The sequence below is a fragment of the Dyadobacter sp. OTU695 genome (genome assembly GCF_038440355.1).
In the GTDB taxonomy this organism is placed as follows: domain Bacteria; phylum Bacteroidota; class Bacteroidia; order Cytophagales; family Spirosomataceae; genus Dyadobacter.
Window position 1 is genome coordinate 1 of the sequence record NZ_JASATN010000043.1, and the last position, 12119, is coordinate 12119.

Genomic DNA, 12119 nt, shown 5'->3' on the forward strand with positions numbered 1-12119 from the left:
GGCCACGGCGCCATTGATCCCGGCCTGTTTGACCAGACCGATCGTGCGAAGTCGAGTAAAGTTCAATCAGGATTATCATTAAAAACTGTAAGGTTTTTCCAGGACGACACATTCAAAACATCCGAGCAAATACAGGACGGGGCCAGGTCCGATAATGTTAACAATCAAAGACCAAATACCACGAAATCAACGAGCATAAAAAGGGAAATCCGGCGGCAAATCCATTTAATTCAAGAGCTATCCAAGCCGGATAATCAACAGATCACAGCAGCACTGATAGACTCATTGCGAAGAAAATAGCCAATCATTAACAGCACCCATTTTTCATCCCGAAGCCGCCGAACCACTACGCGCAAGCGCTTTGATGGCACATGTCAAGTCTCTGGGCCTCTCCTATCACAATCTGACTATTAAGACGTCCAATGAAATGGTAACCCTTGAAGGGGAAGTTGCCAAACAAGAAGATTCAGAAAAACTTGCATTGGCAATTGGCAACGTAGAGGGGGTTGAGTTGGTAGACAACCGCCTGCTTGTAGCCGCTCCGGCACCGGAAGCCCGATACTACACCGTTGTAAAAGGCGACACACTTTCCGAGATCGCCCTTAGCTTTTATGGAGATAAGACAAAGTACAATCACATCTTCGAAGCCAACAGGCCCATGCTTTCCAGTCCCGATCTGATTTATCCTGGCCAGGTACTACGCATCCCAAGATTATAAAATGCTATGAATTCAAACACCACATTTCGCAAATGTAGTTGTTTGAATTCATAGCATTTTACCTACCAATTTAAAAAAAAAAACTTTCACCAAATACCTAATAAATCGTAAATCCAAACCTGAATATTCAGGATGGATATCGAAATAATATTGTTAGCTCAAATAACCATTCCTGTTACTATAATAATCAATATGCAAGATGAAATCCTCCAATATTTTCGTCTACCTGGAACTCACCAAGTTTACCCAGAATTTGTCCCTAGAGGTGAGTTCAATTAAATCAGAGCTGATTGCCCAGCACGCCTATTCAAAATCATTCCCTCCAATCTATTCTCGGATTATCTATCTGCCGACTGGAATTCACTATGTGAAAAAGTCAACAGACTCGGGCATGTGGTTGATTCGGGGGGACGCGTGGTTGTCAACAACATTAAACATACGATCCAAAACATGACCGACACCGAATGCTTTGAGATAGCACTGAGCCTTCAGGCGCTTCAACAGAAAGTCGCCGACGAGTTTCGTTAAGCGATCGGATGCAAGTTTAAAACGAACGCCCCAAGCTTTCACAATGAAAACTTGGGGCGGGGCAAACCTGATAGCAAATGGATTAATTGGGAGTCAGTAAGGCTAATTTACCTTCATCTTCCTTAATTTTCTCCCTGAGCGAGTCCACATTGCGACGCAGCTTCGCGAGGTTATCCGCCGCTTTTCTTGCCCGCTTGGCATCACGACTGGCAGCGGATGCAGCTTTGCTGGCCTTTCTGGCCAATTGTTTGTCTTGAGGGTCGGTACTCAGTTCGCCGGCGGCCACCTTATTCTCCTCTGCTGATCGTTGGGCACGTTCGGCTTTACTGGCTGTTTCATCGACCGCATGTGGGATTTGATTCTCAAGTTTGGCGAGTTCAATTTTGCTATCGTTCAACCGCTTGTTTAGCGCCAGAACCTTTTTTTGGTCATTTAATGCCTTCAATGAATCCTGCGAAACGACCTGGGCTGAAACCCTGCTATACGACAGTAGGGCCAGCAACACATAAAACACAAATGCAATTCTCATATAAAATTTGAAAAATATAATAAAAAGGATGCGCTACATCCCATCCCAGGAGATAGCCGGAAAACGATAAGAAATGTTAAAGAAACAACCCGGCGATCAACCGTGCCGGGCTGTAAAACCTCTATCACTATGTTCTATATACGTTATGCAAATTCTATTTCCTGACTTATACAAATCTTGCTGATTCAGGCGAATCCATCGCAGACAGATACCGCCTGTTACAGGACATTTCTAGGTATTTTAAAGGTGAATTCTGTCCGGTTGGTCGTAGATTAGAAACAGGATTGCCTTTCCACGCCTGATCAAGGTGGGGGAACGCTGCTTTTGGGAAGGCATGACTCCATGTATCAGACGGTTACAATTAACCCTTGCAAAAAGCGCAAAAAAGAATGCCTTTAACGGTTAGTACTTCCCCTATGATACCTATCTTAGGTACCATTTTGCGATGATCAATTAAACGGTGAGCAAATCAGAGATTAGGAGTGAACGTCCCAATAAATATTTTAATCATTGAAGATCACGACATTGTCGTTTGGGCTCTGGAAAGAATGCTCACAAAAGCGATCGAAGGCGCCGTGATTAAATCAGCCCCCAATTTTGACAGGGGCCTGCAAATTCTGTTGCAAAGCCCTGTCGACCTGGTCATTTTGGATATTGGTGTGCCGGGAGGAAATACTGTCGAGACAATTCAGTATCTGAGAAATGTGCAAGCAGAAGTAAAAGTATTGATTCACACCGGTTTGCCCGAGAAAGAATTTGCAGCTGCATATCTGATTGCCGGAGCGAATGGCTTTGTCTCAAAACACGCAGCATTTGAAGATGTCCTTGAGGCGTGCCAAACCGTGTTGAATAACGGAAAATATATCAGTAACTCTGCTCGCGAAACGATCGAAGGTAACACAAAATAAAAGCCTGCAAAATCATAATGGTTACCTTATTCCGATGCAATGGCCTAGAACCCTGCTATTGACCAGATAGGTAAATAATTTATACTCTTACTTTCGCTGCAAGGTCTTTCACATTTTTCACTTTCAACTTCCTGAAGATGTTTGCCCGGTAAGTGCACACAGTACTTTCCATGATATTCATCACCTGTGATATTTCCCTGGTATTCAACCCCTGCAAAACCAAATGCATAACCTCTTTTTCCCTGGGTACCAGTTTGGGCTCGAAGGGTAAAGCAACGGGGATGGCTGCCAATAACATCCTGTGCACATTTTCACTGCCGTAACGCTTGCCGTTCAAAACAGTAAAAATAGCTGTTTCGATCTGCTGACGTTACAGCCTTTAAAGCCGCTTCTCCATCATGCAAGCTGCTAATATGGGTTACCTCGGATTTGCCATCTAATTCCCGTATTATTTCACCCAAACTAAGTTGGTACAGAAACACATCGTCGATGATCAAAATCTTGCTCATTATTCTCAATAGTCAGTGATTTGAAGCATGGTCCTGGTGGATGGAGCTCGGCAGGCCTGTCCAGAGCTCTGGATGGGCCTGCATTATTCCGCGCTCCGCTAGTGTGTGCGAATAGTGCTGTATGCTTTCAGACAAACTTTATTTAACATCTTGCTTTAAACCAACCTTTCAAGCATTTTAACTCTGACTAACAAGTCGTTATCCAATAGTTAAAGTCACGCCACCTAGCACTTTTCCTGCTTCTGCTGTAAATGGGTTTGCAAAGTTAATTGCGACCAGCGCATTTCTGATTGGCTAAGATGCCAGTTCAAGTCGAAATGAATTCTAGTCAAATATCGAATTATAGCTTGTATAGATTTTAATCTACATACCATAGTTTTGTAGCGAAGCATCCGGAGGATCAAATACATTTACCTATGAACCAATTAACTAGAATACTTTTAGTAGACGATCACGAACTTGTTCTATGGGCTCTCGTAGCGATTATTAGAGAAAAGCTCCCGGACACCCAGGTACTTTCCGCGTCCACTTTTGATCAGGGTCTTGAGACGATTAAAAATACCCCCGTGGATCTAATCATCCTGGATATTGATGTGCCTGGTGGCAACAGTACCAAGATGATAGAAAAGCTCAAAAGTCTCCGCGCCGACATCCGGGTACTTATACACACTGCGATGGAAGAAGAAGATTATTCTATCAAATACCTCACAGCGGGTGCCGACGGCTTTCTGTCAAAGGCCTCTCCGCTACCCACCGTCGCAGAGGCAATACAGACTGTTCTCAGGGGAGAGAAATACATGAGTCCGAAAACCCAAAATTTGCTTGCCAACAGTTACCTCAAATCAGTCACTAATCCGACAAAACCCAAAGAAGCATCGACAATCACGCCACGGGAGGCAGAAATTATCACATTGCTCTTGCAAGGAAAGTGGACCAAAGAAATTGCATCCCAGCTTGGCATCAAATGGAGCACGGTCAGTACCCACAAGCTAAGCATCTTTGAAAAGTTTGGAGTCACCAACGTAATTCAGCTCTACAAGAAAATTTTGCAAGACTATCCGGATCTGATTGATGTAAGTACGACTCAGGTCAAGCCGAAATCCTGACAACGTAGTACCCCTCGCTGTCTAAGTTGGGTACAGGTATGTACCCCCAAAAGAAGTAAACTGCATATGAAAAAACTATTAATATTTTTGCTTGCCTTATGTGCTGGTTCCTCGAATACTTTATACGGGCAAGTTGGATATTCTGTCAGTCAGTTTACCGCAGACAACGGGTTACCACAAAATAGTGTAAAGGGGATCTCTTCGGATGATGATGGCTTTATCTGGTTGGCGACGGAAGATGGTCTGGTCCGTTTCGATGGTCACCATTTCGAAGTTTTCAATAGTTCCAATCTAAACATTTCCAGCAACCGTGTCGCCAGTATACGCAGTTCTGTACGGACTCACAAGTTAAAAGCATTGGACCGCCCTGAACGAGTCAAGGTCGCCTACGCAAGGTTTTGGCCACACTACTCGGTAAAGATTGAAGCGGGCCATGCTACCGCAGATTCAAACTATTACCCTAACCGCGATCGGCGCATGCTTTCGTTAGGGCTGGATATCAATGATCTGAACGACATCACCTACGTTGTGGGCCTTCCCGATCTGCTGTATTCGGATTCGACCGGCAATGACCACCACATGATTATGGCCGGCGGTGGTGAAGGTAATTTTTTCATGATTACTAAAAATAAAATCGCCTACTACCAGGATTGGAAAAAGCGCTACCAACGCCCGAGCGCTGGCAGTCAACTGTGGAATTACTTTTCGATTGGGAAAAAACTATATTACCGGATCGGTCAGGGGAATTATATCCAAATATCTCAGAGCAAGACCTCGCATTTCGCTCTTGCCCCAGCCGTAGAAGACCCGTCGAAAGACCACCAGCAAACCAAGCGACAGAAATTCTATTGGAATGGCAACTCCGAACAAGCCTTTCTTTTCTCCGGCAAGAACTTATACATGTTGGTCCAGCAGGGAAATGGCGATCTTTCCGCGAAATTGCTGGTGGAGGATTTTAACCTGCATGCATTGGGTGTCGATGTAATCTATTTGGATAATGTTTCTCAAAAAGTGTTTTTGGGCAGCCGGGTAAATGGACTTTTCGTGTTGAGCAAAACACAATTTACTCCCGTGGTAGTCAAAGGAGAGGTGGGAGAAAATGTGTTTTACGCACAAGTCCCCTACTCCGCAAGCAGTGTGATCACGCCGACGGGCATTATTATCGGAAAGGGTCCGGTTCCCAGCCAAACCAATCATAAATTTGTCAGCCAGATCGCAAAGATCAATCCTTTCGAGAAGCGAATTATGCTTAAAAGTCGAAATGGCACAATCTGGACCAAACGTTATCAAACACTGCTTCGCATTGATCAAAAATCACTAAGACCCGATCAGGTGTGGACTTTTGAAAATGAAATCACGGCCCTATGTGAGGGCACGGATAATGATATCTGGATCGGTGTAATCAACAAAGGTTTGTACAGAGGCCAAACAGCAGCGGACAAGATTCGACCAAGGTTAATAAAAGGCCATGCTCTGACAGAAATCACTTGTCTGGAACCTGGCGGTGAAAGTGAAGTACTTGCGGGCACCTCGAAGGGACTTTACCGGGTAAATACGCTCACAGAAACGAGCTCGCTCATAGAAGGCACCCGTGGAATTCACATCAAAAGCATACATCCGTCAGATAACGGTCGGGTGTGGATAACGGGCCTGGAAACCGGGTTGATGCTCTTGACGGCTGACGGAAAGCTAACCCGCTTTCCCCTGGATCGGAAACGCTACCTGGCGAGTTCTCACTGCGTAGTTGAAGATGGGTTGGGATATCTATGGGTTACCACCAACAAGGGATTGTTTCAGATCAAGAAAAACGATCTGCTTGTATACGCACAGAAATACTCGGGCAAAAGCAATATTACAAGTTATGGCACAACAAGGCGTTACACTGGTGGGCTTTACTACCATTATCACGCAAAAGATGAAGGATTTAACACCAATGAATTTAATGGGGAATGCCAACCCTGCGGAGTCAAGTTGGCCAGCGGATTTATATCGCTACCCTCACTAAATGGCCTGATTTGGTTTCAGCCAACTGAAATTCGTCGCCACCTGCCTGACGAAAGGATTATTCTAAGTGCAGTGGAAGCCAACGGAATCCCGGTTAGCTATTCCGGCGAGACGATCGATTTCCCGCAGAATGTGGAAGATGTGAGGCTATATTTCGCCACGGCCTATTTGGGTCATAAAGACAACCTAAATGTTTCTTATGCCGTCGTCAAACGCTCCGAGACCGTAGCTCCATCTGATTGGATACCTTTGGAAACCGACGAGCTTACTGTCAACCTGACCGGCCATTACTCGGGCGAATACTCGCTCTTTGTTAGAAAAAACAACGGTTTTGGCCTGGATAATTATGAGATTAAACACATCGGGCTGAATTTTTCCGAAAGATGGTATGAAAACATCTGGATTATCCTGGCTATCAGTGTTGCCATAATCGCGTTAGTCATCTTGGCTACTTTTGCCTATAACCGGCATAGGCTAAGATCCATGAGACAAAAGAATACCGAATTGGAAGAAGTAATAGCTGTCAGGACCGATAAATTGAGCAGAAGCTTGGAAGATCTGGAGGCCTCACGCAAAGACATGGATCAACAGATTTATTTACTTTCCCGAATTGTTGCCTCTATCAGTCATGACATACAATCTCCACTCAGATATGTTTCGTTTGCCTCCAAAAGAATTCCCGACCTGGCCGAGTCGAGCCAGATCGATGAAATTTCCAAAGTCGGTTTAATGGTTTCAAATATGTCCGACCGGATGGGTTCAATGCTCGAACAACTGGTCAGTTTCGCCAGAGCACAGCTTTACGGCAAAAAAATGACGTTCGAAACTGTTAACATCTATCAATTAATTCAGGAGAAGTATGAACTCTTCCGGGAAACAGTGCACACCAATGCAAGCGCGTTTTACAATGAAATTCCCGAAAACAAACATGTTGACGCAAGCTATCAGCTGCTTTCTATAATCATTCACAATTTGCTTGATAACGCTACAAAATATACCTTACGGGGAGAGATTCGCGTGTATCTGAACAATTCTCAACCTGACACCAAAGAGATTATTATAGCCAACACAGCTACAAATCTGCCCGAGGAAATACTTGAACTTCTTACGTTAGAAGACAACGATGCGGCTATCGAAAAGTTTTCTAATTCGAGCCAGCTAAAAGGCTTGGGATTGTTAATTGTTAAAGAAGTAGCTACCCTGGCCAACATTGCCGTTTGGGTTAGCCAAACTGATTACATTCGTTTCCATCTGCGTCTGCCCAGGCCCGGCACACTGGTCAAAAGTCAGACAGAGACTGAGTAAGATTGAGGAAAAAGCTTACTGATATCGACCTTTTCTGCTAATTCAAGAATGTCATTCACCTGCATTTTTCGAAAAATATTCGACTTGTAAAAATTGATACTGTTTACATGTATTTCCAGCATTTTCGAAATTTCCTTCGTGGTTCTGCCTTCCAGGATTAACGGCAATATCTGTCTTTCACGTTTTGTGAGTGCTTCTTTGACTTTGCTTTTCAGCTCAGTCCTTATCAGCAATCTATCATGTACCCTGTCACTGAGGTAACGGTTTCCATTGATAACCGTTGAAATAGCAGTTAAAATTTCTTCCTTTTCGGCTGTCTTAACGACAAAGCCACTGGCTCCCCGCAGAATATAATGTTCGGCATACAGTAGCTCATCCCCCGTCGAGCAGATCAGCACCGCCGTGGAAGGAGCAATGCTGCGAATCATTTCCATCATCTTTATTCCCGAGTATTCATCCATCAAAACTTCCAGAATGACCAGATCAAACTGATCAGAAACCAGCAGTTTAAGTGCCTCCTTAAAATTCACGGCCTCAGTAACGCCAATTTCCCCGCTTAGTTCTCTAATTACTACCCTTAGGCTTAACCTCATCAAAAATTGGTTGTCTACAATTAAAACTTTTTTCATCTTCTGATTTTCTGTTCGCGATTGAATCCTGCTCGATTCAAGCAAAGTTAAATGGGCTCCAGGCAAAAATGTGCCGCTGAAATGCGGCGATGCGCAGGTAATTGATTCTAGACGATTCTCGAATAATAGCTATTCCCTTTCCTGGAATTCCGCAATAGCTTTGTGCCCAAATCCAGATGGCCTTTTCAAGGCCATGACGAGTTCATCAACCAGGGCCGCGACTCCCAGCTTGGTACACCTGCTGCCGTATGGCTCAGCTATTGATCGGCGACAGGGACTCGGAAGGTAAAGCTAGATAATACAGGACTGGTGTTTAATCCCGTGTAAAGCCATGTTTTAAACGGGATTGTTTAAGAACATCAGGCAATCACTATCAAAACCCCGGTCAGCAATACAAAATCAAATTTCGTATATACATATACGTTAAGACATATCGTCGCCTTTGAAAGAACTTGTCTTAGTCTAGACGAGCACGTTGAGTATCACATCAGAATAACCTCCTCCCCCTGGCAGGAGGTTATCTTGTTTCTAGGCAAATCGAATTAGAACAGGGATATCTTATCGTCTTAATTCTATTATTCCCTCGAACAGGTTCGAGACATACGGACCCTGGATTAATTTACCTTTGTCAACCTGCGTGATGGTTGAGTATATTCCGAGACCAAAGATCTGAGCGCTAGAAAGCCAATTATTGAAGTACATCCAAAAATTTTTTGCAACAAGCTAAGCCGTCGGGATACCCTCAATCCATATTATACAATTAGTTTTATCAGCACTCTCAATAGCCTATGCACCCTGTACAAACCATTGTCGATCAAGTTAAGATATTGCGCCAGGCAGCGGGCATTTCCCAAAAAGAAATGGCCGGAAAGATCAATCTGGACGTTACCAACTACCGAAAATTGGAGGCCGGCAAGCGAAAACGGCTGGACCTTCATCAGTTACTGGTGATCGCGGATGCGTTGAAAACGGCGCCTGAACAAACCTTGGTACCAATTACGCAAAATCGTGCGTGGTCAGCCCAACCTGATATTGCATTAGCCGAATCGATGGATTTCACCAATGAGAAGTATCATTACCAGGAGGTGATCACCTTACTCCGGTCGATTATCGAAAAGCAGCATAACATCATTGCCGAGCTTAATAAGCTCTCCAACAATAGCCAAGGCTACAAAACTTGATTTTTATCAGCAAAGCCAATTTAAATCTTACCACCACAAAAATGTCCAGAGAAGACCTTATACGAAAACGTATCCGAAGCCTCCGGGAAGCAGCCGGAATGTCACAAGCCGATCTAGCTTTTAAGCTTGGAATCGACGAGAGAAGTTACGCAAGGCTCGAAAGAGGCGAACGTAAACAGCTCGACTTGCACTTGCTGATCGCTGTTGCAAGTGCTATGGATATGGACCTATTGAATCTATTAGCCCCGGTTCTTCAAACCCAACAACAAAGTCTTGAAAAGAGAATTGCCTCTGAGGAAAGAAGCAAGGATCAACCTCAAAAAAATCACTACGAATATATCATTGCGCAGTTAATGGACATCATCGAAAGTCAAAAAAGGATCATTGAGGAGAAAAATGAAACGCTTCGAAAGGTCCCGGCCTGAGGCGGTACCGGGTTGACAGTCAATCGGGAAACGACCAGGCAAGGCAGCAAGTAAACTTAAAGATATGGAAGCCATTCATGCTCGGCGAAGAGAGCAGGAATGGCTTAGCTTTTTTCTACCCATCCCCGACAACAAGTCCCGGAGGTCGCAGATTCAAACGATGTGTACACAGACCAGGTACAATGCGTATCAAGCATGATCCAGGCAGGCAAATAAGGTTACAGCAGGACACAATTTTGTCCTCGATAAACACTAATTCGACACCTGACCTGCATATTCAGACAAGAATATGGCATCTGCTCTATGACTTCCGGAGAAAAGCAGCCGATTTCCGTCCGACGGGTATGCCAATACTACCAAAACTCGTCTCAAACCTACCACAAAGTGTCTTCACCCGAACCGATTTCACCACCCATCTTTGTAATACAAACACGCACTGGTCATTGAGCTCATGATCTTCCCACGATAAGAAAAATTTCAGCGCATTGCCGGCAATCTCCGGTGATTAGTGCATTAGTCGACCATTGGTTTTCACCAAATCGCCTTTACAATTGCTTGTACTCCAACAGTTTTATCAATTTATTTCTTAATCTAATTTAAAATCCAGATGAAAAAAACAATCTACTCCCTAAGTCTATTGATGGGCCTTACCGCTTCTGCTGCCATGGCGCAAAATGTAGGGATCGGCACTACTACTCCGGCGGCCAAATTGCATGTAGTGGGCAATGTGGCTATCGAAGATGGCACCCAGGGTGCCGGAAAAGTATTGACCTCGGACGCGGCGGGTATCGCCAGCTGGCAGGCCCCTGCGGGATCGGGTGCTAGCACCGCTACTCAAACGGCCTCTTATGCAGTACCCATTGGAAACGGTGCGCAGCCAGATGCTTTTTTCGGAGTGACGGAAGGTTCCTATACAACGGTTTCTAATACTACCAATGTCATCAATTTCCCCAGTCAAAAAGCCGCATTTATCAACTACGTACTTGGTGTTGACGACGTGTCTGCATGGACAGGTTACAGCCCATTTAACCGCTTTGAGATATATATCGACGGAGTTGCCAGCGGCATCTTCATTATCATCCAGACTGAAGTGAGCGGTCACTTCGAATTGACTTTGTCCGGTGTTCGCACCCTGACTGCAGGAAACCACACGTTCGATGTAAGGGCAACCAGATGGTATAACAACGGTGCTCCTGCCAGCGCATACCAAATCTGTGGCACCATTTCTTCCAACCTGGATGTAACCTACTTGAACTAGTCGGAGAGTTGTAAGATACAGTCTTCATTTAAACAGCTTTCACGATGAAAAAAGAATACATCAGCCTGATGGCAGGTATGGCGTTACTGTTGGGGAACCAACTAGCCCACGCGCAGCTTGTCATAGACGGGGCTACTTTCAATAACTACGGCGCGGTAAGCAACCGCGAGAGCTACACGGCTGTAACGGCAACCGCTTCAGGCGCCTACACAGCTTCCTCGGGAGCAGTATTTGAGCACTATGAGACAGATGCCAACTCGCTGCGTGTCAATAACAGCTACAATGCCAACGGGTCCGGCGGGAGCACCGACAATTTCAATGGTCCGGCGGGAGCAGCCGGTGTGCAGGGAATCAGCGGTAGCGTTGCTCCTAATTTTTCCACACTGGCATTGAAAAACGGGGCGGCCAGTGCATTCAATATCACCAATACCGCAGGCGCGAACGTGTTTAATACGGCTAGCTTTGAAAACGGAATTACGACCACCGTACGAGCCAACGCGGCGACCGGCGCGCTCAGGTTCCAGGCAGGGGCTACTTACACGGGTGGGCTCACAGATGCGCAGCACGTAGACGGGTACGTATCCAAAATCGGTAACACAGGTTTTGTCTTCCCGGTCGGAAGCAGCGCGGATCTGAGAACATTGGAGATTTCGGCTCCTGCCAATGCCGATGCCCATCTGAGTGTGGCATACGCGTCCGATCTGGGAGAAGCACCAAACACGCCATCGCCATCTATCAAGCGCGTATATACGGCAGGCAGTTGGGACTGGGTCGCAGTTACAGCGTCAACGATCGATCTGGATGTGACCGTATCCATCCCCAATGTGGCAGCCTTCGAATCCACGGCTTCTAACCTGAGGCTGGTCGGCTGGGACGGTTCCCAATGGCTCGATTTGAGCGGGTCAGCCAACGCGTCAGGCGTGGCCGAGAACAGTACACTCACGGGCGTAGTTCCTGCTGGCGCTGCAATTAGTCAGATCGGGATCGGTTCTATTCAGGACCTGGCAACCACCCCTGAT

12 protein-coding genes are annotated in these 12119 nt (G+C 45.5%); 9 read left to right on the forward strand and 3 right to left on the reverse strand.

Features of this window, described 5'->3' with window-relative positions; translation table 11 throughout:
- Window positions 1-300 (forward strand): hypothetical protein (locus AAHB90_RS32070; protein WP_342089420.1); only part of this gene is annotated, 300 nt, incomplete at its 5' end.
- A 19-nt stretch (window positions 301-319) separates the two neighbouring features.
- Window positions 320-718 carry a peptidoglycan-binding protein LysM gene (lysM, locus tag AAHB90_RS32075; protein WP_342089431.1) on the forward strand — a complete coding sequence of 133 codons (399 nt, stop codon included), beginning with the start codon at window positions 320-322 and terminating at the stop codon, window positions 716-718.
- 610 nt (window positions 719-1328) lie between these two features.
- Here lysM and AAHB90_RS32080 read toward each other — a convergent pair.
- Window positions 1329-1775, reverse strand: a complete 447-nt coding sequence (locus tag AAHB90_RS32080) for a hypothetical protein (RefSeq protein ID WP_342089421.1) — start codon at window positions 1773-1775, stop codon at window positions 1329-1331.
- 482 nt (window positions 1776-2257) lie between these two features.
- Here AAHB90_RS32080 and AAHB90_RS32085 point away from each other — a divergent pair, with 482 nt between their 5' ends.
- Entirely contained in the window at window positions 2258-2683 is a 426-nt protein-coding gene (locus AAHB90_RS32085) for a response regulator (protein ID WP_342089422.1), read from the forward strand.
- A gap of 79 nt (window positions 2684-2762) precedes the next feature.
- On the opposite strand, the gene AAHB90_RS32090 is transcribed toward AAHB90_RS32085, so the two are convergent.
- On the reverse strand, window positions 2763-2981 hold the full coding sequence (locus AAHB90_RS32090; RefSeq protein WP_342089423.1) for a helix-turn-helix domain-containing protein: 219 nt from the start codon (window positions 2979-2981) through the stop codon (window positions 2763-2765).
- A 627-nt stretch (window positions 2982-3608) separates the two neighbouring features.
- Between AAHB90_RS32090 and AAHB90_RS32095 the strand changes: the two genes are divergently transcribed.
- Both AAHB90_RS32095 and AAHB90_RS32100 read left to right on the forward strand, forming a co-directional pair.
- Window positions 3609-4298, forward strand: a complete 690-nt coding sequence (locus tag AAHB90_RS32095; protein ID WP_342089424.1) for a response regulator transcription factor — start codon at window positions 3609-3611, stop codon at window positions 4296-4298.
- Window positions 4299-4364: 66 nt separating this feature from the next.
- On the forward strand, window positions 4365-7607 hold the full coding sequence (locus AAHB90_RS32100; protein ID WP_342089425.1) for a ligand-binding sensor domain-containing protein: 3243 nt from the start codon (window positions 4365-4367) through the stop codon (window positions 7605-7607).
- On the opposite strand, the gene AAHB90_RS32105 is transcribed toward AAHB90_RS32100, so the two are convergent.
- Window positions 7589-8236 (reverse strand): response regulator transcription factor, encoded by a 648-nt coding sequence (locus AAHB90_RS32105; RefSeq protein WP_342089426.1) that lies wholly within the window; start codon window positions 8234-8236, stop codon window positions 7589-7591. The two genes, AAHB90_RS32100 and AAHB90_RS32105, sit on opposite strands and share 19 nt — an antisense overlap.
- Before the next feature lie 788 nt (window positions 8237-9024).
- Here AAHB90_RS32105 and AAHB90_RS32110 point away from each other — a divergent pair.
- The 4 genes from AAHB90_RS32110 to AAHB90_RS32125 all read left to right on the forward strand — a co-directional run.
- Window positions 9025-9417 (forward strand): helix-turn-helix domain-containing protein, encoded by a 393-nt coding sequence (locus tag AAHB90_RS32110; RefSeq protein WP_342089427.1) that lies wholly within the window; start codon window positions 9025-9027, stop codon window positions 9415-9417.
- The gene (locus AAHB90_RS32115) at window positions 9414-9842 is read left to right on the forward strand and encodes a helix-turn-helix domain-containing protein (protein WP_342089428.1); all 429 of its coding nucleotides are present in this window, start codon (window positions 9414-9416) and stop codon (window positions 9840-9842) included. The genes AAHB90_RS32110 and AAHB90_RS32115 overlap by 4 nt, the downstream gene beginning before the upstream one ends.
- A gap of 607 nt (window positions 9843-10449) precedes the next feature.
- Window positions 10450-11100, forward strand: coding sequence for a hypothetical protein (locus AAHB90_RS32120; protein ID WP_342089429.1), 651 nt, complete (start codon window positions 10450-10452; stop codon window positions 11098-11100).
- Window positions 11101-11144: 44 nt separating this feature from the next.
- A partial coding sequence (locus tag AAHB90_RS32125; RefSeq protein WP_342089430.1) for a hypothetical protein occupies window positions 11145-12119 on the forward strand: 975 nt, incomplete at its 3' end.